This window comes from Parvularcula dongshanensis (assembly GCF_014199615.1).
Classification (GTDB): domain Bacteria; phylum Pseudomonadota; class Alphaproteobacteria; order Caulobacterales; family Parvularculaceae; genus Parvularcula; species Parvularcula dongshanensis.
Genome location: NZ_JACHOB010000004.1, coordinates 1 through 24,737, shown reverse-complemented (window position 1 = coordinate 24,737; position 24,737 = coordinate 1). Strand labels below are relative to the sequence as shown.

The 24,737-nt window shown below is 70.0% G+C and carries 27 protein-coding genes and 1 tRNA gene; 18 read left to right on the top strand and 10 right to left on the bottom strand.

Annotated elements, in window-relative coordinates; all coding sequences use genetic code 11:
- Positions 1–36: 36 nt before the first annotated feature.
- Entirely contained in the window at positions 37–1,473 is a 1,437-nt protein-coding gene (locus GGQ59_RS09720) for a protein adenylyltransferase SelO family protein (protein ID WP_183818021.1), read from the bottom strand.
- 100 nt (positions 1,474–1,573) lie between these two features.
- On the opposite strand from GGQ59_RS09720, the gene infA reads away from it, so the two are divergent.
- From infA to yacG, 4 genes are read left to right on the top strand one after another with little or no spacing between them, the layout of a single operon-like run.
- Positions 1,574–1,792 (top strand): translation initiation factor IF-1, encoded by a 219-nt coding sequence (gene infA, locus GGQ59_RS09715; protein ID WP_031550659.1) that lies wholly within the window; start codon positions 1,574–1,576, stop codon positions 1,790–1,792.
- Complete coding sequence (locus GGQ59_RS09710; protein WP_183818019.1) at positions 1,789–2,370, top strand: Maf family nucleotide pyrophosphatase; 582 nt, start codon at positions 1,789–1,791, stop codon at positions 2,368–2,370. Before infA ends, GGQ59_RS09710 begins: the two co-directional genes overlap by 4 nt.
- A complete protein-coding gene (locus tag GGQ59_RS09705; protein ID WP_183818017.1) occupies positions 2,367–3,611 on the top strand; it encodes a ribonuclease E/G in 1,245 nt (414 codons plus the stop codon). Before GGQ59_RS09710 ends, GGQ59_RS09705 begins: the two co-directional genes overlap by 4 nt.
- Positions 3,601–3,786, top strand: a complete 186-nt coding sequence (gene yacG / locus GGQ59_RS09700; RefSeq protein ID WP_183818015.1) for a DNA gyrase inhibitor YacG — start codon at positions 3,601–3,603, stop codon at positions 3,784–3,786. Before GGQ59_RS09705 ends, yacG begins: the two co-directional genes overlap by 11 nt.
- A gap of 1 nt (position 3,787) precedes the next feature.
- On the opposite strand, the gene ppk2 is transcribed toward yacG, so the two are convergent.
- Genes ppk2 through GGQ59_RS09680 form a run of 4 tightly spaced genes read right to left on the bottom strand, consistent with a single transcriptional unit; the run spans position 3,788 to position 6,175 of the window.
- Positions 3,788–4,666, bottom strand: coding sequence for a polyphosphate kinase 2 (gene ppk2, locus GGQ59_RS09695; protein WP_183818013.1), 879 nt, complete (start codon positions 4,664–4,666; stop codon positions 3,788–3,790).
- Positions 4,663–5,253, bottom strand: a complete 591-nt coding sequence (locus GGQ59_RS09690; RefSeq protein ID WP_343074316.1) for a peptidylprolyl isomerase — start codon at positions 5,251–5,253, stop codon at positions 4,663–4,665. Before GGQ59_RS09690 ends, ppk2 begins: the two co-directional genes overlap by 4 nt.
- Complete coding sequence (locus GGQ59_RS14790) at positions 5,250–5,546, bottom strand: YdcH family protein (protein WP_221400980.1); 297 nt, start codon at positions 5,544–5,546, stop codon at positions 5,250–5,252. Before GGQ59_RS14790 ends, GGQ59_RS09690 begins: the two co-directional genes overlap by 4 nt.
- Positions 5,543–6,175: a TIGR02444 family protein gene (locus GGQ59_RS09680; RefSeq protein WP_183818011.1), complete on the bottom strand. Its 633-nt coding sequence runs from the start codon at positions 6,173–6,175 to the stop codon at positions 5,543–5,545. The genes GGQ59_RS14790 and GGQ59_RS09680 overlap by 4 nt, the downstream gene beginning before the upstream one ends.
- Positions 6,176–6,288: 113 nt before the next feature.
- Between GGQ59_RS09680 and GGQ59_RS09675 the strand changes: the two genes are divergently transcribed.
- From GGQ59_RS09675 to GGQ59_RS09665, 3 genes are all read left to right on the top strand, one after another.
- Positions 6,289–6,471, top strand: coding sequence for a YdcH family protein (locus GGQ59_RS09675; protein ID WP_183818009.1), 183 nt, complete (start codon positions 6,289–6,291; stop codon positions 6,469–6,471).
- Between the two features lie 83 nt (positions 6,472–6,554).
- Positions 6,555–7,370: an SDR family NAD(P)-dependent oxidoreductase gene (locus GGQ59_RS09670; protein WP_183818007.1), complete on the top strand. Its 816-nt coding sequence runs from the start codon at positions 6,555–6,557 to the stop codon at positions 7,368–7,370.
- A gap of 51 nt (positions 7,371–7,421) precedes the next feature.
- On the top strand, positions 7,422–8,378 hold the full coding sequence (locus GGQ59_RS09665) for a YihY/virulence factor BrkB family protein (RefSeq protein ID WP_183818004.1): 957 nt from the start codon (positions 7,422–7,424) through the stop codon (positions 8,376–8,378).
- Positions 8,379–8,383: 5 nt separating this feature from the next.
- On the opposite strand, the gene GGQ59_RS09660 is transcribed toward GGQ59_RS09665, so the two are convergent.
- Positions 8,384–9,400 (bottom strand): DNA topoisomerase IB, encoded by a 1,017-nt coding sequence (locus tag GGQ59_RS09660; RefSeq protein WP_183818002.1) that lies wholly within the window; start codon positions 9,398–9,400, stop codon positions 8,384–8,386.
- Complete coding sequence (locus GGQ59_RS09655) at positions 9,397–10,761, bottom strand: DUF2254 domain-containing protein (protein WP_183818000.1); 1,365 nt, start codon at positions 10,759–10,761, stop codon at positions 9,397–9,399. The genes GGQ59_RS09660 and GGQ59_RS09655 overlap by 4 nt, the downstream gene beginning before the upstream one ends.
- Positions 10,762–10,931: 170 nt before the next feature.
- On the opposite strand from GGQ59_RS09655, the gene GGQ59_RS09650 reads away from it, so the two are divergent.
- From GGQ59_RS09650 to GGQ59_RS15455, 7 genes are all read left to right on the top strand, one after another.
- Complete coding sequence (locus GGQ59_RS09650) at positions 10,932–11,366, top strand: ferritin-like domain-containing protein (RefSeq protein ID WP_183817998.1); 435 nt, start codon at positions 10,932–10,934, stop codon at positions 11,364–11,366.
- 100 nt (positions 11,367–11,466) lie between these two features.
- Positions 11,467–12,387 (top strand): M48 family metallopeptidase, encoded by a 921-nt coding sequence (locus GGQ59_RS09645; protein WP_183817996.1) that lies wholly within the window; start codon positions 11,467–11,469, stop codon positions 12,385–12,387.
- Positions 12,388–12,438: 51 nt separating this feature from the next.
- Positions 12,439–12,515 (top strand) — tRNA-His (locus GGQ59_RS09640).
- A gap of 49 nt (positions 12,516–12,564) precedes the next feature.
- On the top strand, positions 12,565–13,548 hold the full coding sequence (locus GGQ59_RS09635; protein WP_183817994.1) for an agmatine deiminase family protein: 984 nt from the start codon (positions 12,565–12,567) through the stop codon (positions 13,546–13,548).
- A complete protein-coding gene (aguB, locus tag GGQ59_RS09630; protein WP_183817991.1) occupies positions 13,538–14,392 on the top strand; it encodes an N-carbamoylputrescine amidase in 855 nt (284 codons plus the stop codon). Before GGQ59_RS09635 ends, aguB begins: the two co-directional genes overlap by 11 nt.
- A gap of 53 nt (positions 14,393–14,445) precedes the next feature.
- Positions 14,446–15,444: an SDR family oxidoreductase gene (locus tag GGQ59_RS09625; RefSeq protein WP_183817989.1), complete on the top strand. Its 999-nt coding sequence runs from the start codon at positions 14,446–14,448 to the stop codon at positions 15,442–15,444.
- Positions 15,441–16,301: an NAD(P)-binding domain-containing protein gene (locus GGQ59_RS15455; protein ID WP_183817987.1), complete on the top strand. Its 861-nt coding sequence runs from the start codon at positions 15,441–15,443 to the stop codon at positions 16,299–16,301. Before GGQ59_RS09625 ends, GGQ59_RS15455 begins: the two co-directional genes overlap by 4 nt.
- A gap of 16 nt (positions 16,302–16,317) precedes the next feature.
- Here the strand turns inward: GGQ59_RS15455 and GGQ59_RS09615 are convergent, their stop codons facing one another.
- Positions 16,318–17,904: an ABC transporter permease gene (locus GGQ59_RS09615; RefSeq protein WP_343074315.1), complete on the bottom strand. Its 1,587-nt coding sequence runs from the start codon at positions 17,902–17,904 to the stop codon at positions 16,318–16,320.
- Between the two features lie 150 nt (positions 17,905–18,054).
- Here GGQ59_RS09615 and GGQ59_RS09610 point away from each other — a divergent pair, with 150 nt between their 5' ends.
- Complete coding sequence (locus GGQ59_RS09610) at positions 18,055–19,200, top strand: ABC transporter ATP-binding protein (protein ID WP_183817983.1); 1,146 nt, start codon at positions 18,055–18,057, stop codon at positions 19,198–19,200.
- A gap of 76 nt (positions 19,201–19,276) precedes the next feature.
- Complete coding sequence (locus GGQ59_RS09605) at positions 19,277–20,326, top strand: Fe(3+) ABC transporter substrate-binding protein (RefSeq protein ID WP_183817981.1); 1,050 nt, start codon at positions 19,277–19,279, stop codon at positions 20,324–20,326.
- 3 nt (positions 20,327–20,329) lie between these two features.
- On the opposite strand, the gene GGQ59_RS09600 is transcribed toward GGQ59_RS09605, so the two are convergent.
- Positions 20,330–21,007, bottom strand: coding sequence for a Fe2+-dependent dioxygenase (locus GGQ59_RS09600; protein ID WP_183817979.1), 678 nt, complete (start codon positions 21,005–21,007; stop codon positions 20,330–20,332).
- Positions 21,008–21,085: 78 nt separating this feature from the next.
- Here GGQ59_RS09600 and GGQ59_RS09595 point away from each other — a divergent pair, with 78 nt between their 5' ends.
- On the top strand, positions 21,086–21,922 hold the full coding sequence (locus GGQ59_RS09595; RefSeq protein WP_183817977.1) for a hypothetical protein: 837 nt from the start codon (positions 21,086–21,088) through the stop codon (positions 21,920–21,922).
- 8 nt (positions 21,923–21,930) lie between these two features.
- Here the strand turns inward: GGQ59_RS09595 and GGQ59_RS09590 are convergent, their stop codons facing one another.
- On the bottom strand, positions 21,931–23,424 hold the full coding sequence (locus GGQ59_RS09590; RefSeq protein WP_183817975.1) for an ArnT family glycosyltransferase: 1,494 nt from the start codon (positions 23,422–23,424) through the stop codon (positions 21,931–21,933).
- Positions 23,425–23,586: 162 nt separating this feature from the next.
- Here GGQ59_RS09590 and GGQ59_RS09585 point away from each other — a divergent pair, with 162 nt between their 5' ends.
- A complete protein-coding gene (locus tag GGQ59_RS09585; RefSeq protein WP_183817973.1) occupies positions 23,587–24,672 on the top strand; it encodes a glycosyltransferase family 2 protein in 1,086 nt (361 codons plus the stop codon).
- Positions 24,673–24,737 lie beyond the last annotated feature (65 nt).

Below are 24,737 nucleotides of genomic sequence, written 5' to 3'. Positions count from 1 at the left end.
GCTACATGACTAAAGTGTCAAGTTCTGAAGAAGGGGTTACCGGCCAAAGGGTTGATGGGCGTCGCCCGCGGACAGCGGGTTCAGCGCACAGACGGTACCGAACCTTCGCAAGTCGTCGACCTTCTCTTCGAATGCTGACCAGTCATCTGATGTGTCGATTCGGTCCCAGAGCCGCTCGACCTCCTCGATGGTGAGATCCACTGGGTTCGGCCGGGCGAAGAGGGGGTCACCCAGACGGTCGGGACGAGAGGCATCGTAGGCATCGAGCCGGGCCGCAAGCGGGGCGAAGGAGGCCTCCGCATAGGCGGCCGCTCGCGGGCTCGTCCGCCGCCGAGCCTCGCTTTCCCGGCCGCAGAAGAGGTCGAAGATCGCGCCTTCGAAGGGCACGCCGCTCGCCCGCATCCATCGGAGGAGGTCCTGGACGAAGGCGGTGTCGTCCGGACCCGTCCGCTTCAGTCCGAGCCTTGCGAAGAAGGCGTCCGCAAGCGCGTCCTCGAAGGCGTCGGGGAAACCGCGCAGGGCTTCGGTCAGGGTCTCCTCGTCCGAGAGCGGCAGGAGGGCGCCGCCGAGCTGGCTCAGGTTCCAAAGAACCGCCTCGGCCTGACGTCCGTAGGCGTAGAGACCGGTATGGTCGAAGTAGGCGGCCGTGAACTGCGGATCGACGCGCGGCAGGAAGCGCCAGGGGCCGTAGTCGAAGCTCTCGGCGGTGACCGACAAGTTGTCCGTGTTGAGGACGCCGTGAACGAAGCCCGCCGCCATCCAAGACGCGGCGAGGCGGGCGGAGCGCTCCGAGACGGCACGCAGGAAGGCGGGCGCCTGCTCGGCCGGGGGCAAGGGGCTGAGGTCCGGATAGAACTGCGTGCAAGCGTAGGCGAGCAGGCGCGCCGTTCCCTCTTCGTCCCCGAAGTAGGCGAGGCGTTGGAAGGTGCCGAAGCGGATATGGCCGTGAGAGAGGCGGACGAGGACGCAGGCGCGCGTCGGGGAGGGCTCGTCGTGGCGGGCGAGGCTCTCACCGGTCTCGATCAGGCTGAAGGCCTTGGATGTGTAGACGCCCCGCGCCTCCAGCGCCTCGGCCGCCAGGACCTCGCGCACGCCCCCTTTGAGCGTCAGCCGCCCGTCGCCGCCGCGGCTGTAGGGCGTCGTCCCGGACCCCTTGGTGCCGAGGTCGAGGAGGCGGGCGTCCGCCCGGTCGCGGACCTGCGCGTAGAGAAAGCCTCGGCCGTCGCCGAGGTCCGGATTGTAGCTGCGGAACTGATGGCCGTGATAGCGCAGCGCCAATGGGCGGGGGAGGTTCCCCGGCAGCGGCTCGAAGCGGCCCATGTGGCGGACCCAGTCCTCGTCCGAGAGGGCGCCGAGGTCCACGCGCTCGGCCCAGCGCTGATTGCGGAAGCGAAGGACGTGCTCGGGGAAGGCGGCAGGCTCGACCTCGTCGTAGAAGGCCGGGCCGAGGGCGAGGATTGGCAGGTCGGTCATGAGCTTGAGCTAGGGCAAACGAGCGAAGCGGCCTTCTCTCGCCTTGACCTTCTGCCGAACTCCCCCCAGATGCCGCAGTCCCGCGTCACCAAGGACCCGCATGGCCAAGGAAGAATTGCTCGAGTTCTCCGGCACAGTCGAAGAACTGTTGCCCAACGCGACCTTCCGCGTGAAGCTCGAGAACGACCACGAAATCATCGCCCACACCGCAGGCAAGATGCGCAAGAACCGCATCCGCGTGCTGGCGGGGGACAAGGTGCTCGTGGAGATGACGCCCTACGACCTGACCAAGGGCCGGATCACCTACCGGTTCAAGTGACGCCGCGCCTGGTGCTCGCGAGCGCAAGCCCGCGCCGCCGCGAGCTTCTGGCCCGTATCGGCGTCACGCCCGACGCCATCGACCCTGCCGACATCGACGAGACCGAGGCGCCCGGCGAGCTGCCGCGAGACCTCGCGCTGCGCCTCGCGCTCGAGAAGGGACGCACGGTCGCCGCGCGGCACGAAGGCGCGGTCGTCCTCGCCGCCGATACCGTGGTCGGCGTCGGTCGGCGCATCCTGCCCAAGACCGAGACCGAGGAGGAAGCGCGGGCCTGCCTCGCGCTGCTCTCCGGCCGGTCGCATCGCGTCTTCACGGGCTTCGCCGTCCTCGGCCCCGGTGGCGAAGAGCGTTCTCGGGTCGTGGAGACCCGCGTGAAGGTTCGCCACTTGAGCGCGGAAGCGGTGGACGCCTACCTCGCCTCGGGCGAATGGCGCGGCAAGGCGGGCGGCTACGGCATCCAAGGCGCCTTCGAGGCGCATGTCGTCAGCCTGATCGGCTCCTACGCGAACGTCGTCGGCCTGCCGCTCTACGAGGCGGCGAACCTCCTCTCCGCTGCGCTGGGACGGCGCCTGCCATGAGCGTGCTCCTCGTCGACCGGACGCCGATCGAGCTTCGGATCGGGCGCGTCGAGGACGGAGCGGTCACCCGCCTGCACCACGAATACCCCTCGCGCGGCGAGTTGCGGCTCGGCGCGCTGGTCCGCGCCCGCGTCGAACGGTTCGAGCCCCGCCTGGGCGGCGCCTTCTGCACGGTGGCAGGGCGCGACGCCTTCCTCCCGGTGCCGAAGGGCAAGCCGCCGGCCCGGGGCAGCATGATGCTCGCCAGCGTCCGCCGCGAAGCGATCGGGGAGAAGGCGGCGCAGATCGGGCTCAATGCCGCCCTGCACCTGCCCGGCATCACCGTCTTCGAGGGCGAGGACGGCTTCGTCTTCAAGCCCGGCCCCCTGACCGTGCCCGAGACCGAGAAGGCGAGCCGGCGGGAGGCGGCGGAGCGGATGGCGAAGGCCGTCTTCGCCGAGGGGGAGGAGGGCGTGCTCGGTTCGCCCGACCCGCTGATCCGCTCTCTGATGAACGTCCTCGATGCCGGGACCCGCGAGGTCCACGTGACCGATCCCGACCTGGTCCCGCTACTGAACGAGACCCTCGCTCCGCTGGGGATCGAGGTCGTCGCGGGGAACCCACGGCCTTTGCGTTCCGCCCTCGACGAGGCGGAAGAAGGAGCGCTCGCGCGCACGGCGCCGCTGCCCGGCGGCGGACGGATCGTCTTCGACGAGACCGAGGCGCTGACCGCGATCGATGTCGACCTCGGCCGGCAGGACGGGCGTTCGAAGAAGGGGGCCGCGGCGCGCGCGACGGAAGACGTCTTCGCCAGCCTCGACCGGCAGAGCGCGCTGCGGAGCCTGGGCGGCCAGATCGTCCTCGACCTGCCCCGCGCCGCGATCCGCAGCCCGAAGATCGTTCGGGAGCGGCTCTCCAAGGCGCTGTCGCATGGCGGGCGGCCGAGCGTGCCTGCGGTGACGGGCGAAGGAATCTGCGTCGCCATCGCGCCGAGAAGCGTGCCGAGCCTGCTCGAACGCCTGACGGAGGCTTCCGGTGGGGACGTGCGGCCCGGACGGCGCCTGCGCAGCGATGTCCTCGCGGCCCGCGCCTACCGTGCGCTCGAAGCCGCGCTCCTCGCCGATAGGAGCGCGCAGATCCGCCTCACTTGCGCCGAGCGTGCCGCCCCTTACCTCGAAGCCTCGGCGCCCGCGCTCGCTGGCCGTTACGGCCCGCGCTTCCGCGTCGAGCCCGCGCCGATGGAGAGCTTCGATGTCCGTTGAGACCCCGCGCCGCGCCGCGCCCTGCCCGATATGCGCCAAGCCGAGCGTGCCCGAGTATCGCCCCTTCTGCTCTAAGCGCTGCGCCGACGTGGACCTCAACCGCTGGCTCTCCGACGGCTACGCCATTCCGGGCGCCGAGGACGAGAGCGGCCGAGAGGGCACTGACGAGGCGTAGGCTAGTCGCCCTGGACGAGGCTGGGGCCGCCGACGATCTTCGGGTCGGGGTCGCCGATCGCGCCTTCGTCCTTGTCGTCGTAGTCGGCATTCGAGAGAATGGTGCGGATCACTTCGATCCGGGCCCGGCGCTTGTCGTTGGCGCGGACCACCGTCCAGGGCGCGCAGTCCGTATGCGTCGCCTCGAACATCGCGTCGCGGGCCTGCGTGTAGGCGTCCCACTTCGTCATCGCGGCGACGTCCATGCTCGACAGCTTCCAGGTCTTGAGGGGGTCGTGCCTACGGTCGTGGAAGCGCTCGATCTGCTCTTCTTGGGCAATGGCGAGCCAGAACTTGTGAAGGCGGATGCCTGAGCGGACGAGCGCCGCCTCGAAGCGGGGCGCCTCGTCCATGAAGCGCTCGACGGCAGCGTCGTCCGTGAACCCCATGACCCGCTCGACCCCGGCGCGGTTGTACCAAGACCGATCGAACAGGACCATCTCGCCGGTCGTCGGAAGGTGCGCGGCGTAGCGCTGGAAGTACCATTGCCCCCGTTCGGCGTCGGACGGCTTGGGCAGCGCGACGATGCGGGCACGGCGGGGGTTCAGATACTCCCGGACCCGCGCGATCGAGCCGCCCTTTCCCGCCGCATCGCGGCCTTCGAAGAGGCAGACGATCCGCTCGCCGGTACGCTCTTGCCAATATTGCAGCTTGACGAGCTCGACCTGCAGCGCCTCGAGCGTCCGCTTGTATCGCTTCTTGGACAGCTTCTCGTCGTAGGGGTAGCCCCCCGCCGAGAGGCCCGGTTCCGTCACCCAGTCCGGCAGCGTCGGCGCGTCGAGGTCCAGGCGGCGACGTTCGTCGCGGATACGGAGTTCGACCTCGGGAACGTCCTCTCTCACTCCGCGCCGACCTCCGCCTTCTCGATCGGGTCGATACGGAGGATCGTGACGGGCTCGGTCGGAACCTCCGCGGCGAGGCCGGATTCGGGCGTCCCCGGGCCCGTCTCGACCGCGCCGATGGCGTCGGCGACGTCCATCCCGGCGACGACGCGGCCGAAGACGGCGTAGCCCGCGTCCTTCTTCCACTCGTCACCCGTCCGGTCGAGATCGGGATTGTCCTTGAGGTTGATGAAGAACTGGCTCGTGGCGCTGTCGGGCTCGTCGTAGCGCGCCATGGCGATGGTGCCGCGCAGGTTCTTGCGGTCCTGCGCCGCCTCGTTCGGTATGGCCTCCCGGCTCGCCGCGCGCGGATAGAGCGCCGGGGTCATCCCGCCGCCCTGGATCAGCGTGCCGGGAACGACGCGGTGGAAGATCAGCCGGTCGTAGTAGCCGGACGTCGCGTAGGCGAGGAAGTTCTCGACCGTCACGGGCGCCGCTTCGTCATCGAGGGCGAGATCGATGTTTCCCATCGAGGTCTGAACGCGAGCGTAGGTCTCCGCCGCCGCGGGCGAAGCGAACAGAAGGAGGAGGGCGAGCAGGGCCCTCACGCGATGATGTCCGGCAGGATCTGCTCGTGCAGCTCAGAGATCTGGTCCTTGAGCGCGAGCTTCCGCTTCTTCAGGCGCTGTATGGTCAGGCGGTCGTAGGGCATCCGCTCCTCCATGGTGGCGATCGCCTGGTCGAGGTCGCGGTGTTCCTCCTCCAGGCGCCGGATGCGCATGCGGATGGCCTCGTCGTTCGCCGCCTTCGTGCCTTCTTCGACGTCCTCTACCGGCAGGCCTTCTTCGTCCTTGCGGTCGCCGTCGATGGCGGTGAGGTGAGGGGGCTTGTCTCTCGTCATGCGTCGTCCCGCTCGCGCTTTCCTTCGGCGCCGGCGAACCCGCGTGGGTCCGGGGCGAGGTCGAGGACGGTGGCGAACAGCGCGCCGGGGCCCTCGGGGCCAAGCTCATCGGCCAGAACGACCGGATTTTCAAGCTGACGCTGGCACAGGGTGAACAGGCGCCGCGCGTGATGACGACCGCCCTCCTCGCTGCGGGTTTCATCGATCGCGAAGGGCAGGGTGGCCGCTTCGAGCCGAAGCTGGACGAGGCGCTCGCCCGCGAGTTCCGCCTCGTAGGTCTCGGTCCGAAGCCGGGCCAGGTCCGAAAGAGGATAACCCGGCTTCGGCGCCGCGAGGTAGCGGCGCACCTCGCGCAGGCGCCGGACGACGTAGCGGTCCATCGCCTGGACCCCTTCGACGATCTCGACCACCTCCTCGTCGCGCAGGACGTAGCCGAGGCGGGCCGCCCAGACGGACCAGAGCGCGAGGTTGACGTTGAAGGCGTAGCCGTCCTGAAGCGCGACCGCCGCCCGGCGCAGCCCGTCATCTTCCAGCGCGGAGACCGACCACGCCCAGAGCCGGCCGGACTCGGCGAGGCGGTGGAGGTCGGGAGCTGCCATGGTGTCGGTGTAGAGCGCCAAGCGACGCACAGGAAGCACTCCGCCGCATCGATCACACTTGCAGCGCGCGCCGTGACCGTCCCGTGACAGAAGAGGGCCGGACGTGGTTCGCTGTGCGGGTCAACCGCGAAGGAGACTCTTGCATGTCCATCGAAGCACGCCTCGATACGCTCGGCCGGAAGCATGCCGCGCTTGAGACCGCCCTCTCGCAGGAGATGCGGTCGCCTGCCTTCAACGAGGACCGCGTGCACGACATCAAGCGACGGAAGCTCGCGATCAAGGACGAGATACGAAGCCTTGAGACCAGGCGGGGCTTGCCGAGCTGAGGAACCAAGAGCACAGGGCGGCCCCCGGGCCGCCCTTCTTCTCGGTCGCCCGGGCGGGGTCGCAAGGATGAGGACTTAAGGGCATGGCGGGCAGATCGGTCATCGTAACGGGCGCGGGCGGCGGGATCGGCCGGGCGACGGCTCTGCGCTTCGCGCGGTCGGGGGACCGCCTCGTGCTGGCCGACACGGACGCGACCTCGGGCATCGCCTTGCGCGACGAGATTCGCGCGGGCGGCGGCGAGGCATCCTTCATCGAGGCGGAACTGTACAAGAAGCTCGACGTGCACAACGTCATCGCGGACGCGCTCGACGCCTACGGCTCGGTCAACGTGCTCGCCCATTGCGACAACCTCTTCTTCTCCGCTCCGTTCCTCGAGACCTCGGAAGAGGACCTCGACCTCGTTCTCGACCGGAACGTCCGAGCCTGCTTCTTGCTGAACCGGGCGGTCGCGAAGCAGATCATCAAGCAGGCGAGCGCACCGAGCGACGGCGGGGTCGACACCGCGCGCTCCGGCGCCATCGTCAACGTCGTCTCGAACGAAGCGGTCACCGCCAGCGCCGACCATGCGATCTTCGCGGCTAGCCAGGGCGCCGTCGTGCAGCTGACCAAAGCGGTGGCGATGACGCTCTCTCCTTACGGCGCGCGGGCGAACGCGGTCGGTGCCGCCGCCATCAAGGAGGAGCTCGACGACGTCGAGTCGACGACGACCGCCGACCGCAAGCGAATCATCGCGGCGACCCCGCTCGCCCGCCGCGGCGAGCCCGAGGAGGCGGCGAGCGCCGTGCACTTCCTCGCCTCGGAAGACGCTTCCTTCATCACCGGGCAGACGCTGTTCGTCGATGGCGGGCGCCTCGCCCTCCACACCGTGCCGGACAAGGAGGGCGCCTTCCGAACCTGAACGCCCTCAGCGTGTTCGCGCAGCGAAAGCGCGAGGAACGAGGTTCAGAAGATGGCGACCGAGGACGCGACACGCGGCCGGCAAGCGAGCAAGCCATGGCACATCCCGCCCAAGGGCTGGTTCGACGTGCTGATGCGGGTCAAGGGCGAGATGGGCAAGGACCACATCAGCCTGATCGCGGCGGGCTGCGCGTTCTACGGCCTCCTCGCTGTCTTTCCGGGCATCGCCGCAGCGATCTCTCTTTGGGGTCTTCTCGCCGATCCGAACCAGATCGTCAGCCAGATCGATGGCTTCACCAACACCATGCCGCCCGAGGCCGCCGACCTCATCCATGAGCAAGCCGTCTCCGCCGCGAGCGCGGACACGGGCGCCCTCCTGACCGCCCTCATCGGCATCGCGATCGGGGTGTTCAGTGCGTCCAAGGGCATCAAGTCGCTGACCGAAGGCCTCAACGTCGCCTATGACGAGGACGACGAGCGCTCCTTCATCAAGAAGACGCTGTTGAACGTGGCGCTGACCTTCGGCGCGGTGATCGGCCTGATCGTGGCGGCCGTCCTCGTCATCGCCGTGCCGGCCACCTTCGAGGTCCTCGGCCTGGGCGGCATCGGGAAGGTGCTGGCGACCATCGCCCAGTGGATCGTCCTTCTCGGCGGCGCGCTCTTCGCCTTCGGTGTCCTCTACCGCCTCGCGCCGGACCGCGACGACGCGCGGTGGGAGTGGCTGACGGGGGGCGCCGTCTTCGCGGTGGTGCTCTGGATCTTCGGCTCCTGGGCGTTCTCGATCTACGTCGGCAACTTCGCCAGCTACAACGCGACCTACGGGACGCTCGGCGGCGTCGTGATCCTTCTGATGTGGCTCTACCTGACCGCCTTCGTCGTCCTCTTGGGCGCCGAGGTGAACGCGGAGCTCGAACGCCAAACGAAGCGCGACACGACGACCGGCACGCACGAGCCGATCGGGGAGCGCGGCGCTTACGCGGCGGACACAGTGGGCGCGCCCGCCCACTGAGCGGGTCAGCCCGCCTCGTCCAGCCACCGCAGGAACAGGGCCTCGGTCCGCGTGAGATTCTTCCGCTTGCCGACCTTGGGCCGCAGCGCGCGGACCGCCTCCGGCAGGCTCCCCTCGCGCACCGCCTCGATGATGGCGGGATGCACATAGGCCTTGCGCGCCACCGCCTTGGTGTTCTGAAGCCGCGCCGCCGCGGCCTCGACCGCGTCGCCGATGCCCGCCCCGTCTTGGGCGCCGCGCTCGAAGGCGGCGAGGCTGCCCGCCCAGGTGCGGAACTGCTTGGCGGTCACCGGCGTGCCGAAGACCTCTTCGAGGTAGTCGTTGACGTCGTGGCTGTGCAGGCGGTGCAGCGTGCCGCCCTCGTCCTGGTACTGAAACAAGGCTTGGCCGGGCAGGTCCGAGAGCTTGCGGACCAGGCGCGCGAAGCGAGCGTCGTCGATCTCCACCTCGACCTCGCGGCCGTGCTTGGCGGGGAAGTGGACGACGTCGCCCGCGACGTGCTCGTGCCGCAGCGTCGTCGCGCCGAAGCTCTCATTCTCCTGCGCGTAGGCCTCGTTGCCGACCCTGAGCGCGTGATGATCGAGAAGGTGGAAGACCGCGCCCAGGAGGCGCTCCTTCTTGAGGCCGCGCTTTCGCCTCGCCGCCTCGGCCTGCTCGCGCGCCCGGCCCAAACGGCCGCCGAAGGCGGACAGCCCCTCGAACTTCACCGTGTCGCGGAAGCTGCGCCAGTCGTCGTGGTAGCGGTAGGTCTTGCGGGACCGTGCGTCGCGCCCCGTCGCTTGCAGGTGCCCGCGCGCATCGACGCAGATCCACACGTCCTCATAGGCGGGCGGGATCGCCAGCGCTTCGCACCGCTCTCGGTCCGGCCCCGTCGTCAGCAGGCTCTCGTCCGGCCCGTAGTAGGAGAAGCCGCGCCCCCGCCGGACGCGCTTGATGCCGGGCTCGCCGTCCGAGGAGTAGCGCAGCCCCGCGGCCCTCGCATGGGCACGGGCCTCGGCCTCCGCGTCCGCGGTCTCGCTCATGACGGGCGCCCCGCTTTCAGCCGCGCGACCTGCGCCGCGGCGGGCGCGGTGTGACCCCGGGCGAGGATGCGGTCGAGCGCCGACAGAGCCTCCTCCCGGGCGGCGCGGATCGGAAGCTTCTCCTCGCAGAGCGCACGGAAGGCTCTCGCGGAGCGGCGCAGGCGGTCGGCTTCCGCCCCCTCGGGGATCTCCGAGAGGAGGCCGTCATAGACCGCGATGAGTTCCGGCGTGACGGTGACGTTGCCGGCCGCGTCGGGGCCGATCCTTTCGAGGGTAAGGCGAACGACGTCGCCGAAGGTAAGGACCGGTCGGCGCAGCCGCGGCGTGCCGTCCTCGTCGCGGTGGACCGCACCGACCTGGCGTCCGCGCGCCGCGCGCTCGACGAGGCGCATCATCTGGTGAACGACGTCGGTCGCCGTGAACGGGTCGTTCACGCCGGGTGAGAGGGCGCGCAGGCCGATCGCGCAGAGCTCGTCGAGCGTGAAGGCGGTGTCTTCGTCCGGCGTGCGGCGGCGACCATAGGCGAAGGCGCCTCGAAACTCGTCCGCCACGCCTTCCTCGAGCGTCGGCGCGACGCGGAGCAGCGGCGTGCGAGGCGTTACGTAGTCGCCGGGCCGGACGAGGAGGTCGGCGCGAAGGTCCTGCCTGGTCGCGACTGCGACGAGCCGGTCCGTGCCGACGGTGAGGACGTAGCCCGCGCCTTCGGCCCGAACGAGAGGGTCACCGTCCTTCGTCAGGAAGTCGGCCTCGTGTCCCGGCCTAGGCTCGTGGCGGGCGTCCGCATCGTCACAGGGAAGGTCCTGCGCGAGGAGCGCGGCGGCTTGGTTGCCGATGCGCCCGACGACGTTCGAGACGTGCAGCATCACGAGCATGTGGCTGATGAAGGCGATCAGCATGCTAAGGCCCACGGCGGAGAGGACGAGAGCGCCGAAGACCGCGAGCCGCGGCACGAAGGCGTCCTCGCCGGCCTGAACCGAGTAAAGCGCCGTCATGCAGTAGGCGAAGACGCCCAGCATCACCCCGAGCGTCGCCTGGGCGAGCTTGTCGCGCCGGTACTGCGGCAGGACGTGGGGGCCGTACTGACCCGAAGCGAAGACGATGGCCGCGAGCGTCACGGAGAAGACGATGCCGGCGACCGACAGCATCGAGCCGCCCACGGTCGAAAGCAGGCTCCGCGCACCTTCCGCCGTGGTGGGACCGAAGACGGCGCTCAGCGGCCCCATCCAGTCCGGCTCGTAGAAGGTGTCGACGGCGGTCAACGCCGCAGCCAGCAGCGTGCCCGCTCCGATCAGCAATCCCGGAAGGAACGCGTAGCTGGCGACCAGGTTTCTATAGCCCGCCAGCAGGCGTCCCGAGAGCATACTTCTTCCTTCCTTGGCGTCCCGTTTCGGCGGCGGCCTGACGCTCATGACGGAACAGAAACAACTCCATGGTCGTTCCGTGACCGCCTGTCCCAGTCTGGAACGTTCGCCTGCGTCGCTTGTTGCTCCTGCGTGGACCCTCCGAGGTCCGACGAGAAAGGATTCGAACGATGGCCAAAGAGATCAAGGACGAACTCAAGGACGTGCTGACCCGCGTCGTGGACAGCGCCGATGGCTACGAGAACGCGGCGGAAGACGCCAAGGCCGGCCGCTTCGCGGTCATGTTCCGCGAGAAGGCGCAGGAGCGCCGCGGCTTCGCGAGCGAGATCCGCAATCACCTGACGGGCCTCGGCGAGGACGTGAAGGAGGACGGCTCGCTTCTGGCGGGTGCGCACCGGACCTTCACCGAGCTCAAGAACGCCGTCACGGGCGGCTCCGACGATGCGATCCTGAAGGAGATCGAGCGCGGCGAGTCGACCCTCCTCAAGGAGTATGACGACGCGCTGGAGGACATCCCGTCGACCGACATGGCCTACGGCGTGCTGCAGCGGCAGCGCGAGAGCGTCAGCCGCTCGCTCTCCGAAGTGAAGACCTACGAGTCGTAAGACTTCGCGCATGTCGGGGGCCGGTTCGTCCGGCCCCTGCTTGCCGGAGGGGGCGCGCTGCCCCACCTTGAACCCTAAAGAGGTTCAGGAAGGCACGCCCATGAGACGTCCCCGTCGGCACTTCAAGGCTCTTCTCGCGGCGAGCGCCCTGTCGCTCGGCGCGACGGGCTGCACCTACAATGAAGAGCTTGGACGGAACCAGTTCCTGCTCGGCGGCGGCGACATGTCCCAAGCGGGACAAGCCGCCTGGAACGACATCAAGGCCGAGCAGAAGGTCTCGACCGACCCGCGCTACACCGAACGCCTGAACCGCGTCGCCCCGCGCATCATCCGCGCGGCGGGCGGCAACCCGGCGGAGTGGGAGTACCTCGTCTTCGAGGACCCGACGCTCAACGCCTTCGCGCTGCCGGGCGGCAAGGTCGGCATCCATACCGGCATCATGGACATCATGCAGAATGACGCGCAGCTGGCCGCCGTGGTCGGCCACGAGATCGCGCATGTGAACTACAACCACTCCGCCGAGCGCTCGAGCCAAGGCCTGCTCGCGCAGCTCGGCCTGATCGGCGCGCAGATCGGCCTCGGCTCGCGCTGCAGCGGTACGGCCGCGCAGCAGCAGGCCTGCCAGCAGAACTCCGGGCAACTGGCGCAAGCCTTGGGCGTCGGCGCGATGTACGGCCTGATCCTGCCCTATAGCCGCAAGCACGAGCTCGAGGCCGATGCGGGCGGCGTGCGCTACATGGCGGCGGCGGGTTACGACGCGCACGAAGCCCTGCGCTTCTGGCAGAACATGGCGAGCGCGAGCGAGGGGCAGGAGCGTCCGCCTGAGTTCGCGAGTACTCACCCTGCGACCGAAACGCGGATCGCCGCGCTTCAGGAGGAGGTCGCGCAGATCTACGGCGAGGGCGGGGCCCCCGCCCGAAGCTCGGCCGCGCCGCAGGCGCCGGCCGGCCCGGTCCCGACGAACGCTCAGCCCTCGGGCCGGGTCCAGGGAACGTCCGCGCTGCCGCAGGGCCGCGACTGATCCTACGCCCCCCTTGTTGCGGGGAGCCGCCGGGGCTATGCCGCCCCCGCTGCCGCCTTAGCTCAGTTGGTTAGAGCGCTTGATTGTGGATCAAGAGGTCTCTGGTTCGATTCCAGAAGGCGGTACCACCCTCCCCGCCGATTGTGTCCGCGCCGCCCGTTCCCTATCTGGCGCCGCATGACGAACCCTTCTTCTCTTCCGCCCGAATGGGCGCCGCAACGCGCGCTCTGGGTCGGCTGGCCCCGCCTCGATCACGAGTGGTCCGGCGGCATGGAGGCTGCGCGCGACGAGATCGCAGCCTTCGTCCGTGCCGCGTCGCGCTTCGTGCCGGTGAGGCTCGCCGCGGGCGACGAAGCGGCCGCGGCGGCTGCGCACAAGCGAGGCCTGGACACGGTGTGCGAGGTCGTCCGCATTCCAACGGGCGATATCTGGCTGCGGGACACGGGTCCGCTTCTCACAGAGGACGGCCGCGCCCTCTGCTTCGCCTTCAACGGATGGGGCGGAAAGTACGACATGGAGGGGGACGCCGAGACCGCCTCGGCGATCGCCCGGGCGGAGGGCAGCCTAGCCGAGGCGTTCGGCTTCGTCCTCGAAGGCGGATCGCTCGACTTCGACGGGGAGGGGCGGCTTCTGACGACGCGGCAGTGTCTCTTGAACCCGAACCGCAATGGCGAGGTGACGGAAGGAGAGGTCGAGACCCTGCTCAAGGACGCGCTGGGCGGCACCGAGGTGATCTGGCTCGGACGGGGTTTGCACGGCGATCACACGGACGGGCACGTCGACAACCTCGCGCGCTTCACGGGGCCGGGGCGGGCGGTGTGCCAAGCGCCCTACGGCGACGACGATCCTCATGCGGACGTGCTGGCCGAGGCCGAGCGCGATCTGCGCGCGGCAGGCCTCGACGTGGCGACGATCCCGTCGCCGGGCCGGATCCTCGATGCGGACGGCGAGGTCCTTCCCGCGAGCCACATGAACTTCACGATCACGAACGGTGCCGTCCTCCTGCCGATCTACGACGAGGCCTCGGGTGCGGCCGCGCGCGAGGCTCTGGCGCCGCTCTTTCCCGGCCGCGAAGTGGTCGCGCTGCCCGCCCGCGCGATCCTCGAAGGGGGCGGCGGCGCGTTTCACTGCATGACGCGGGAGGTGCCGGGTGCCGCGTGAGCTGACCGTCGCCGCGATCCAGTTCGCGCCGGGACTATCGGACGATCCCGTCGCCGAGGCCGAGGCGCTCGTCCGCGAAGCGGCGGGGCGGGGCGCGAAGGTCGTCCTCCTGCCGGAACTCTTCGCAGGTTCCTACTTCTGCAAGAGCCAGGAAGAGCCCTTCTTCCGCGAGGCGGGGCCCTGGCGGGAGCACAAGGTGGTGACGCGCCTCGCGCCCGTCGCCGCCGAGCTCGGCGTCGTTTTGCCGCTTTCGGTCTTCGAGCGCGACGGCCCGCACTACTACAACACGCTCGTCATGGTGGACGCGGACGGAACGCTCCTCGGCCGCTACCGCAAGAGCCACATTCCGGACGGTCCCGGCTATCAGGAGAAGTACTACTTCCGTCCCGGCAACACGCCCTTCAAGGTGTGGCAGACGAAGCACGGCCGGATCGGCGCCGGCATCTGCTGGGACCAATGGTTCCCCGAAGTCGCCCGCGCGCTCGCTCTTCAGGGGGCGGACGTCCTTCTCTATCCGACCGCGATCGGAGCGGAGCCTCAGGACCAGAGCCTCGACACCGCCGCGCGCTGGCGCCGCGCCATGCTGGGGCACGCGGTCTCGAACACGACGCCCGTCGTCGCCGCCAACAGGGTCGGCGACGAGGACGGACAAGTCTTCTACGGGACGAGCTTCATCGCGGATCAGGCGGGGGACGTCGTCGCCGAGCTCGGCAGGACCGAGACCGGCGTGATCACCGCCGCGTTCGACCTCGATGCGGTCGAGCGGGAACGCGCGGCCTGGGGTTTCTTCCGTGATCGGCGTCCTGACCTCTACGGCGCTCTGTCGCAGACCACGGTGGACTGACGCGGCGAACCTTCTTCGGTGCCGCCCCGTTCGCGGGGCGAAGGAGAAGGCTCATGGTTCGTCTCAAACCCCTCAAGGAGCAGGTGATCGTCGTCACCGGCGCGTCCTCCGGAATCGGCCTCGCCACCGCGCAGATGGCCGCAGAGAAAGGCGCGCGGGTCGTCATGGCTGCGCGCAGCGGCGACGACCTCGAACGGTTCGCAAGCGAGATCGAGGCGGCCGGTGGCCAGGCCCTCGCCGTGCCGACGGACGTGTCGGACGCGGCTGCCGTGGAGGCGCTGGCGCGCGCCGCGATCGCGCGCTTCGGGGGTATCGACACCTGGGTCAACGATGCGGGCGTCTCGATCTTCGGCAAGATCGAGGAGACCGGAGAGGACGAGGCCCGCCGCCTCTTCGACGTCGACTTCTGGGGCATGGTCCACGGCTGCCGCGCGGCGTTGCCAACGCTCAAAGAGCATGGCGGCGCGCTGATCAATGTCGGCAGCATGGCGGGCGACGTCGCCACGCCGCTCATGGGCTACTACTCGGCCGCCAAGCACGCCGTGCGCGGCTTCACGGACGCGCTTCGGATCGAGCTCGAGCACGACGGGGCGCCGGTCTCGGTCACGCTCATCAAACCGGGGCCCATCGCGACCCCGATCATGGACAACCAGAGGAACCTGACGGGCGAAGAGATGGCGATGCCCCCGCCGCTCTACCCGGCGGAAGACGTAGCCCGCGTGATCCTGCACGCGGCCGAGCATCCGACCCGAGACCGCTACGTCGGCGGCTCGGCGGTCCTGGGCGCGATGGGGGCGGCGCACTTCCCAAGGCTCGCCGATCGGATGAGCGCGGCGGGAATGGAGGCGATGACGACGGACGAGCCTGCGCACGGCCATCCCGACAACCTCTTCGCGCCGAGCGAGGCGACGGCCAAGCGCGGCGATACCCGCGGGCGGCATGTCCGGCCGAGCCTGTCCGCCAACGCGGCCAACCACCCGGTCGCCTCCGGCCTCGCGCTGCTCGCGCTCGGTGTCGGTCTCGGCGGTCTGATGGCGCGGGGCCGGCCGTGAGCCGCGTCGCCTTTCTCGGCCTCGGCGCCATGGGCAGCCGCATGGCCGTCCGCCTGATGGAGGCCGGACACGACCTGACGGTCTGGAACCGCAGCCCCGAGCGCGCGGCGCCGCTCGAGGAGAAGGGCGCGAAGGCCGCCGCCACCCCGCGAGAAGCGGCGGGCGGCGCCGAGTTCGTGATCGCGATGGTCCGCGACGACGATGCCTCCCGCGAGGTCTGGGAAGGCGCGGACGGCGCCCTCGGGTCGATGGGCGAGGGCGCCATTGCCCTCGAGATGAGCACGGTCACGGCAGGACGCGCCAGGGCCTTCGCCTCGGCGGCGAAGGCGGCGGGCGCCGTTCCGATCGACGCGCCGGTCTCGGGCTCCCGTCCGCAGGCCGAAGCGGGCGAGCTCGTCATCCTCGCGGGCGGCAGGCAGGCCGACGTCGAGCGCGCGAAGCCGCTCCTGCTGGCCATGGGCAAGTCGGTCGAGCATGCCGGCCCGATCGGGGCGGGCGCCACGGCGAAGCTCCTCGTGAACGCGGCGCTCGGCACGCAGGTCGCGATGATGGCCGAACTCTTGAGCCTCGGCGCGAAGTTGGGGCTCGAGCCGGAGAAGACGCTGGACCTCCTCAGCGCCACGCCTTGGGCAAGCCCCGCAGCGAAGACCGCGGGCGGCCTGATGGTGAAGCGTAGCTTCGACCCCCTCTTTCCGGTGGAACTCGTCGCGAAGGACCTCGGCTACGCCGCGGGCGCGAGCGAGGAGGCGAAGACGCCGATCATCGATGCGGCGCGGGCTCTCTTCGAGGACGCCGAGGCGAACGGCCTCGCGGCGGAGAACATGAGCGCCGTCGTCAAACGCTACGAAGCGGGGTGACGCCCCCGCCGACGCGTCAACGGCGAACCCGGTTCAAGAGCATGACGGGCGGGATGCCGACCAGGATGATGAGAAGGGCGGCCGTCGACGCCTCGGCGAGCCGCTCGTCGCTGGCAAGGCGGTAGACCCGCGTCGCCAGCGTCTCGAAGTCGAAGGGCCGCAGCATCAAGGTCGCCGGCAGCTCTCGCATGACGTCGACGAAGACGAGGCTCGCGCTCGCCAGAAGGCTCGACGCGAGGAGAGGGACGTGAACGCGCCGGACGACGACCTGCGGTCCGGCCCCCAGGGACCGCGCAGCTTCGTCGAGCGAGGGCGGAATCTTGTCGAGGCCGCCGCCGACCGCGTTGAACGACACCGTCAGGAAGCGGACCGTCAGCGCGTAGGTCAGAAGCGCGACCGAACCGGTCAGCAAGAGGCCGTGATCGATGCCCGTCACCTCGCGCGAGAGGCGCGTCAGCCAGCGGTCGAAGCCCCCGAGCGGCGCGAGGAGCCCGACGGCGAGCAGCGTCCCCGGAAGCGCGTAGCCGAGCGTCGCGAGCCGCAGGCCGCCCCGGACGGCGCCGCCGACGACCCCGCGACGGGGCGCCCGCCGCCGCGCGTAGCCCAAGAGCAAGGCGAGCAGCGTCGCTATCCCCGCCGTCAGGAGCGCGACCCCGACGCTGTTCTTCGCGTAGCCGCGCAACGCCTCGGCCGACATGTCGTCGCCCCCCCCGATCGCCAAGACGGTCAGGACGCCGACGGGGACGGCGAAGCCCAGCACGATGGGCAGGCTGCAGGCGAGGACGGCGAGCACGCCTTGGCCCCGCGACAACGAAAACGGGGGCACGCCCTCCGACAGGCGGTCGCCGCTGGCGACGAGGCCTCGGCGGCTCGACGCCTCGACCGCGACCAGCAGGAAGACGAAGAGGAGGAGGACGCCCGCGAGCTGCAGCGCCGTCTGACGGTCGCCGAGCGCGAGCCACGTCCTGAAGATACCGGTGCTGAAGGTCGGGATGGCGAAGTAGTCCGCAACGCCGAAGTCGGCGAGCGTCTCCATCAGAACGAGGGCGAGGCCGCCGGCGATGGCCGGACGCGCCGCGGGCAGCACCACGCGGCGGAAAGCCGTCATCGGGCGCGCGCCGAGGCTCCTCGCGGCGAGGAGCTGGCTTCGGCTTTGCGCCGCGAAGGCCGCTCGGGAGAGAAGGTAGACGTACGGGTAGAGGACGAGCGCCAGCATCAAGCCCGCGCCCGGCAGGCTCCGGACAGGCGGGACCCAGTCCGAGCCGGCGGGGCCGAAGACCGCCCGAAGCGCGCCCTGCACCGGACCGGCATAGGCCAGAAGGTCCGTATACACATAGGCGACGAGGTAAGCCGGCGCCGCGAGCGGCAGCACGAGGAGCCAGGACAGCGTTCTTCGGCCGCGAAACTCGGTCGCGGTGACGAGCCAGGCGGTGCCGACGCCGATCAAGGTCGTGAGCGCGCCGACGATGAGCGCGAGGCCCAGGGTGTTGGCGAGGTAGGGGGGCAGGGTCGTGACGATCAGCGAGACGAGGTCGCCGGGCCGGGCGACGCTTCCCCACAGGACGGCGATGAGCGGAAGACCTGCGAGGAGCGCGACCGCCACGACCGCAAACATCCCCCATGGCGGGGGGCGGAGACCGGACGATCTGAGAATGCTTTGCATGTGCCAGCGCTAACACGGTATGGGGACGTCGCCCAGAAGGGCGAGCCACCGTCCGGGCGCATGCTGCGCCGGGACAGCCGAAAGGTCCGAATGAGCCTGGAGATCGCCGATCTGAGCCATAGCTACGGTGAAGGCACGGTCCTGCGCTCTTTGAGCCTCGGCGCCGCCCCCGGTGAGATCACCTGCCTGCTCGGGGCGTCGGGTTGCGGCAAGACGACCCTGCTTCGCCTGATCGCCGGGCTTCTTCCCGTCCAGGCGGGCGAGCTCCGCCTCGACGGGAAGGTCCTTGCCGGGCCTGGACGCAACCCGCCGCCCGAGAAGCGGCCCGTTGGGCTCGTCTTTCAGGAAGGCGCGCTCTTTCCGCATCTCAGCGTCGCGGGAAATGTCGGCTTCGGCCTCGTCGGCGGGGTGCGGCGGAACCGCGCGCGAATCGAAGCGCTGCTCGACCAGATCGGGCTGCGCGAGAAGGCGGACGCCTATCCGAACGACCTGTCCGGCGGACAGCAGCAGCGGGTCGCGCTCGCACGGGCGCTCGCCCCCTCGCCGAGCGTCGTCCTCCTCGACGAGCCCTTCGCCAGCGTCGATGTCGTCCGGCGGCATGCGCTGCGCGAGGAGATGCGATCGGCGCTGCGGGCCCGGGGCGCGATCTCGATCCTCGTCACCCACGACCCCGACGAGGCGATGGCGATCGGCGACAAGATCGCCGTGATGGAGGCGGGCCGCATCGTTCAGGCCGACACGCCGGCCACCCTATACGACGCCCCGGCGACCGCGGCGGTCGGCACTCTGTTCGGCGACGGCCAGCTCGTCCGCGCCCGCCGCGCGGGAGACAGCCTCGTCACGCCCTTCGGCGTTTGGCCGACGGCGGGCATGATGGCCCTGCCGGAAGAGGCCGTCCTGGATGTCCTCGTCCGGCCGGAGGCCCTGCTGCTCGAGCCGAACCCAGTAGCGCCGGCCCGTATCGAGGATGTGCGCGTCCTCGGGCGTTGCCTCCGGATCACGGTTCGAGCCGAAACCGGAGAGGCGCTGGCGGTCGAAGCGCCGCGCAGCGAGGCGGCGACCTTGGACGAGCGGGTCAGCATTCGTCCCAAGCTCGGCGCGGGCCGCGCCTTCGGCGTTCCGGCCGCGGAGACGCCGAGCCCGCCGCCATCAGGGCCGAGCGAAGCCAGCTCGCCGGGTGCGACCGGCTGGGTCGGCGCCACGCCCAAGGTCGGGCCGCTGCGCAGCAGGGGCTGAGGGTTACGAAGCGCGCATTTGCGTTCCCGACATCCTAGATGATATCGCGTCGCAAGAACAAGAATGGACGCCTGTCATGCCGAACCCAACGCTCCTTCCGCAAAGACCCAGGATCCTACTCGGAAGCCTCCTCGCCGCCTCGGCGACCCTTTTCACGGGGCCAGCCGCTGCCCAGGGCGAGGTCAACGTCTACTCCGCGCGGCACTACGACACCGACCTCGCCCTCTACGACGAGTTCACCGCGGCCACCGGGATAGAGGTGAACCTCCTTGAAGCGGAGGCCGACGTGCTGATCGAGCGGGTCCGGGCCGAAGGCGAGTTCAGTCCCGGCGACGTGCTGATCACGGTGGACGCCGGGCGCCTCTGGCGTGCGGAGGAGGCGGGCATCTTGGCGCCGATCCAATCGGACCTCCTCGACGAACGGCTTCCCGACCACCTCCGCGATCCCGAGGGACGCTGGTTCGGCCTTTCGACCCGGGCGCGGATCATCATCTACGACAAGTCGAAGGGCCTGCCCGAGAGCCTTTCGACCTACGAAGACCTAGCAGATCCCATTCACCGCGGCGAAGTCTGCGTCAGGTCTTCGTCCAACATCTACAACATCTCGCTGCTCGCTTCGATCGTCGAGAACGACGGGGCAGCGGCGGCGGAAGACTGGGCGAAGGGGGTGGTCGCGAACCTCGCCCGCCGACCGCAGGGGAACGATACGACGCAGATCACCTCGGTCGCCTCGGGGGAGTGCCGGATCTCGATCGTGAACACCTACTACCTCGCCCGCTTCGCGGCCTCGGACGATCCGCGGGCGAAGGAAGTCTTCGACAGCATCGGCGTCGTCTTCCCGAACCAGGACGACCGCGGCACGCACGTCAACATCAGCGGCGCGGGCGTCCTGAAGTACGCGCCGCACCGCGAGAACGCGATCCGCTTCATCGAGTACCTGACCGAGAACCGCGCGCAGGGCTACTTCGCGAACGGCAACAACGAGTACCCGGCGGCCAAGGGCGTCGAGGCGTCCTCCGCCGTCGAGTCGCTCGGCACCTTCAAGGCGGACGAGATCAACGTCACCGCGCTCGGCGAGAACCAGGCGGAGGCCGTCCGGATCTTCGACCGAGCCGGCTGGCGGTAGGGTTCAGGTCCGCACCCACATCCGCAGGAGGTTCGCGATCGCCTTGTCGAGGACGAGGCGTTCGCCCGCCCCCTGGGGCAGCGAGGTCGCCATGGAAGCCCGAAGGTTGGTGAGGTCGAACAGGATCGCCCGCTGAGCGCCGTCCGGCACGAGGCTCTCGATCCACCCGGCGCAGACCATGCGGACGCCGCGGGTCACAGGGGCGACCTCGTGAAGCTCAGTAGAAGGATAGAGGACGAGGTCGCCCGCGCCGGGCTTGAAGCTCTGAGTGCCGTCCGTACCGTACACGGTCAGCTCGCCGCCGTCATAGGCGTCCGGCGGAGACAGGAAGAGGGTGAAGGAGAGGTCCGTGCGGATCCGGGCTTCGCCGCGACCCATCAGCGCATTGTCGACATGAGCGCCGTAGCCGCCGCCGACCCCGGTACGGCTCAGGAGAAGGCGGGCGAAACGTCGCGGGCGCGCCGCCGCCGCGACGACCGGGTGAGACGATACCGCAGCGAGAAGCGCGTCTCTGACCCGCCGGCCCTCGGGCGTAGAGAGGTCCGCCTGCTCGTTTCTCTTCACCGCGCGCGCTTCCTTGCCCGCGGTCTCGCGGCCGTCGCGCCATGACAGCCGCTCGGCATCGCGCCTGAACGCGGCGAGGGCATCGGCTTCGAGCACGTCTGCGACGGTAAGGATCATGGCTTCGCGACTGAGAACTGTTTGCAATCGAGGGTGACCCTACTAGTGTCCGCCCAACGCGGACAAGCAGGCAAGAAAATGACGAAGACGACGAAGCGCTGGACGACGCTCGGTCTCGGGACGGCCCTTCTGGGAACGGGCCTCGCGGCCTGCGGTCAGGCGCCGGATACGGCACCGCCGGCGTCGACCGAGCAGGCGGCCTCGCACGATGGTCACGACGTCGGGGCCGCTGCGGCGACCGACGGGTCCGACCCCGCTCCCGCTACGGCCTTCGCCGGCATGGGCGAAGGAGAAGGCGAGGGTGAAGGCGAAGGGGGCGGTGCGGGTCACGAGATCGGCGCCCTGCCGCTGCCAGACCGCCTTGCCTTCATGAGCGGCCACGTCGCGGCCGGCCTGGCCCTTTACCGTGCCGACGAGCCTCAGATGGCGGCACGCCACCTGCTCCACCCGATCTCGGAGACGCACGCCGCCGAGCGGGCGGGCCTCGACGCGCTGGGGTTCGAACCTGCGCTCTTCGAGGAGGTCTCCGCCTCGCTCGAGGCGGGCCGTCCGGCTGCCGAGGTGGAAGCCGAGCTCGCGGCGGCAGAGGAGAACCTCGCCATGGTGGCGGGCAAGGCGGGCGGCGAGCCGACAGAGATCATCCGCTTCCTCATGGAGACCCTCGCCGAGGAGTATCAGGTGGCCATCACGGACGGCGTCGTGTCCGACCCCGGCGAGTATCAGGACGCCTACGGGTTCGCCGTCGTCGCGCGCGAGCGCGCCAGGAGCCTGGCTCAGGCCTCGCCGGAGCTGATCGAGGCGCTCGACGCGCTGATCGCGATGTGGCCGGAAGGGCCGGTGCCGGTCGACGAGCCGACCCCCATCGGGCGGGTGCTGGCGCAGGCCTCGACCGTCGCCTTCGCCCTGCCGGGTTGAGGGAGACGTCAGCCGTCCTCGGCACCGTCGGTTCGGGCGGGGCACTCAGCCGCCGACGGGCCGACGACGTAGAGGCGCAGGGGCTCTGACGCGGCGAGCCGCTCGTTCAGGCTCGGCACCTTCTCGACCCCCGGCACGGCCCGAAGGAGCGCACGCGTCGGGGAGGGGCGGCGCGTTTCGACCTCCTGCACGAGCTGCCAATCCCGCGCCGGGACGAGCCCGCCCCTGAAGCCCTTGGCGCGCGTCACGGCGGCTTCGTCCCCGGCGCAGGGCGCGGCGCCGTAGGTCAGACGGGCGGGCGACGTGCCGTCGAGCGCCTGCATGACCCTTATGCGGTGGGCGGTGATCGGATCGGTGTAGAGGGCGCGGCCATCCGTGAAGGTCCGCGCCAGCCAGCGGGCGTCCGCGTACTCGCTATAGTCGCGGAAGTCCGCTGCGGCGGCGTTCGCGACGATCCACGACGCAGCGCCTGCGACGACGCCGATCCTGCCGATCGCCCCCCGCAACCGCCAGAGCGACCAGCCCGCCGCGACGCCGCAGGCATAGGGCAGGATGGGCGAGTAGAGGGGGGACTCGAGGCGCAGCACGTAGCCGGAGATCACGAAGGACAGCACAGCGCCGCCGCCGAACACCACCGCAGCCCAACGCTCGGCGGTCGTGAAGGGCCGCCCGCGGCCGGCGAGGAGGGCCGCGACGAGAAGCAGGAGCCCGCCGAGCAGGAACGGCGTGACGTTCGGCGTCGCCAGCAGCACGGCGAGCGGCGACTCGGTCAGGTCGGCGGTGACCGCGCTCACCACGCTGACGGGGGCTTCGGGAACGTGCCCCGCATTGCGCGCTTCGTGGCCCGCGCCGATCATCACCCTGTAGAAGGGATTGCCCGTCAGCGCCCAGTAGGTCGCCAGCTCCGCTCCCAGCACGGCGAGGAAGCCGGCGCTGGAGGCGAGGAGGGGGGCGAGCCGGAGCCTGAAGGCGACAAGGCTCGACAAGCCGAAGAGGATGGGAAGGAAGACGGCGGTCTCCCGGCAGAGCCAAGCGCCGCCTGCGAGCGCACCCGCCGCGAAGAGCGCGGTCAGGCGCCCGGACCTCAGCCCCGCGATCATGCACCAGCACGCAGCGGCGGCGAACACCGTTTCCGGAGTGTTGACCCGGACCTCGAAGGCCTCCGCGGCGCTAAAGGCCGACCCGGCCGTGAACAGGGCGGCAAGGGTGCCTGCCTCCGCGCCGAGGAGACGTCTCGCCCCGACGAAGGTGATGCCGACGAGCAGCGCGACCCAGACCGCGCAGACGAGGGAGGCGGTGAGTTCGGACGGACCCAAGAGGCGGAAGCCGAGGGCGAGGCTCGCGATCAGCGGCGTGCGCAGCTGCCAGTGATCCTGTCCCAGGCTGGGACCGTTCGCGGCCCAATCCGCGGCGAACTGTGCATAGCGCTCCGCGTCGCGTGGCCCGAACCCGTCCAGGAAGACGGCCGCGAAGAGGAGGAACATCGCAGCCGTTACCAGCATTGAGGGCATCGCGCCCCTCAGCCAATCGATCTCTGGAGCCGGTTTCCGCAGGTTCATCGTATCTCTCACGAGGGCGTCAGCGCCCAGTGCTTTGCGCACCGCACACATTGTGCAAGGGCAACTTTTCTTTAACGATGATCGAGTTGCCAGAGGGAAGTTTCGATGCGCCGCGACGCGTTTAGCGTGGTCATCCCCGCCTATCAGGCGGCGTCCACCCTGCAAGCCTGCCTCGAAGCGATCAACGCGGCGCGGCCGGCGCCCGACGAGGTAATCGTCTACGACGACGGTTCCACCGACCAGACGCCCGAGATCGCGCGCGCCCACGGGGCCCGCGTCATCGCCGGTACCGTCGCGCGGCGCGGCCCCGCCTATGGCCGCAACCGAGGCGCGCAAGCGGCGCGATGCCCTACCGTCCTCTTCGTCGACGCCGACGTCGCGGTTGCGCCGGACGCGCTTGGCCGCCTCTCGCGTCTCGTCAGCAGCGACGAGAACGTCTCGGCAGCCTTCGGCGCGTACGGTGACCGCGTCAGCGCGGTCGTGCGGAACGTCGCGGGCCGCTACGCGAACCTGCGCCACCACCACACCCACGTCACGGCGGCCCCGAGCGGGGTCGCGGAGGCCCAGACCTTCTGGTCGGGCCTCGGCGCCGTCGATCGGGCCGCGTTCCTCGCGGTCGGCGGGTTCGACGAGGGCTACGGCCGTCCCTGCATCGAGGACGTGGAGCTTGGGCTCCGCCTGAAGGCGCGAGGGGGCCGACTGCTACTCGTTCCCGACGCGCGCGGAGACCACATGAAGGACTGGACCCTCGTGCAGCTCTGGCGAACGGACCTGCTTCAGCGCGCGGTGCCCTGGTCGCAACTCGTCGCCGAGGGCCGGATCGCGCCGACGCTCAACACCGGCGGCGCCGAGCAGACCAAGAGCGTCCTCGCCCACCTCGTCTGGCTGTTCGCGCTCGTCGCTATGGGCACCGCGCTCGTCGGCGAGAGCGCGATCTGGCTCGCCTTCGTCGCGCTGTCCGCCGGCGCGTTGCTCGCCTACCTCGTTTCCAACCGGCGCTTCCTCCGCGTCCTGCGGCGGCAGTCCCGCGGAACCGCAATTGCAGGGGCTGGCCTTCATTGGCTGTATCACTGCTATGCTAGCCTGACCTTCGCCATCGTGGTGGTCTGGACAGGGTTCATGACGAGGATGCGCACCCGGCGTAGCCATAAGCGAGCCCTCGCAGCGCGGTTACGCACGCCGTCGGCGTGAGGGGGTTGGGAGGGCGTGATGTATGACGGGGCGGGGTGTGGTTTGACGACGGCGATCATCGGGGC

Bases quoted from the DNA above. Each gene is read 5' to 3' on its own strand.
- GGQ59_RS09720 (WP_183818021.1), bottom strand. From the start codon at position 1,473: ATGACCGACCTGCCAATCCTCGCCCTCGGCCCGGCCTTCTACGACGAG.
- infA (WP_031550659.1), top strand. From the start codon at position 1,574: ATGGCCAAGGAAGAATTGCTCGAGTTCTCCGGCACAGTCGAAGAACTG.
- GGQ59_RS09705 (WP_183818017.1), top strand. From the start codon at position 2,367: ATGAGCGTGCTCCTCGTCGACCGGACGCCGATCGAGCTTCGGATCGGG.
- yacG (WP_183818015.1), top strand. From the start codon at position 3,601: ATGTCCGTTGAGACCCCGCGCCGCGCCGCGCCCTGCCCGATATGCGCC.
- GGQ59_RS14790 (WP_221400980.1), bottom strand. From the start codon at position 5,546: ATGACGAGAGACAAGCCCCCTCACCTCACCGCCATCGACGGCGACCGC.
- GGQ59_RS09675 (WP_183818009.1), top strand. From the start codon at position 6,289: ATGTCCATCGAAGCACGCCTCGATACGCTCGGCCGGAAGCATGCCGCG.
- GGQ59_RS09670 (WP_183818007.1), top strand. From the start codon at position 6,555: ATGGCGGGCAGATCGGTCATCGTAACGGGCGCGGGCGGCGGGATCGGC.
- GGQ59_RS09665 (WP_183818004.1), top strand. From the start codon at position 7,422: ATGGCGACCGAGGACGCGACACGCGGCCGGCAAGCGAGCAAGCCATGG.
- GGQ59_RS09660 (WP_183818002.1), bottom strand. From the start codon at position 9,400: ATGAGCGAGACCGCGGACGCGGAGGCCGAGGCCCGTGCCCATGCGAGG.
- GGQ59_RS09655 (WP_183818000.1), bottom strand. From the start codon at position 10,761: ATGCTCTCGGGACGCCTGCTGGCGGGCTATAGAAACCTGGTCGCCAGC.
- GGQ59_RS09650 (WP_183817998.1), top strand. From the start codon at position 10,932: ATGGCCAAAGAGATCAAGGACGAACTCAAGGACGTGCTGACCCGCGTC.
- GGQ59_RS09645 (WP_183817996.1), top strand. From the start codon at position 11,467: ATGAGACGTCCCCGTCGGCACTTCAAGGCTCTTCTCGCGGCGAGCGCC.
- GGQ59_RS09635 (WP_183817994.1), top strand. From the start codon at position 12,565: ATGACGAACCCTTCTTCTCTTCCGCCCGAATGGGCGCCGCAACGCGCG.
- GGQ59_RS09625 (WP_183817989.1), top strand. From the start codon at position 14,446: ATGGTTCGTCTCAAACCCCTCAAGGAGCAGGTGATCGTCGTCACCGGC.
- GGQ59_RS09610 (WP_183817983.1), top strand. From the start codon at position 18,055: ATGAGCCTGGAGATCGCCGATCTGAGCCATAGCTACGGTGAAGGCACG.
- GGQ59_RS09605 (WP_183817981.1), top strand. From the start codon at position 19,277: ATGCCGAACCCAACGCTCCTTCCGCAAAGACCCAGGATCCTACTCGGA.
- GGQ59_RS09600 (WP_183817979.1), bottom strand. From the start codon at position 21,007: ATGATCCTTACCGTCGCAGACGTGCTCGAAGCCGATGCCCTCGCCGCG.
- GGQ59_RS09595 (WP_183817977.1), top strand. From the start codon at position 21,086: ATGACGAAGACGACGAAGCGCTGGACGACGCTCGGTCTCGGGACGGCC.
- GGQ59_RS09590 (WP_183817975.1), bottom strand. From the start codon at position 23,424: ATGCTGGTAACGGCTGCGATGTTCCTCCTCTTCGCGGCCGTCTTCCTG.
- GGQ59_RS09585 (WP_183817973.1), top strand. From the start codon at position 23,587: ATGCGCCGCGACGCGTTTAGCGTGGTCATCCCCGCCTATCAGGCGGCG.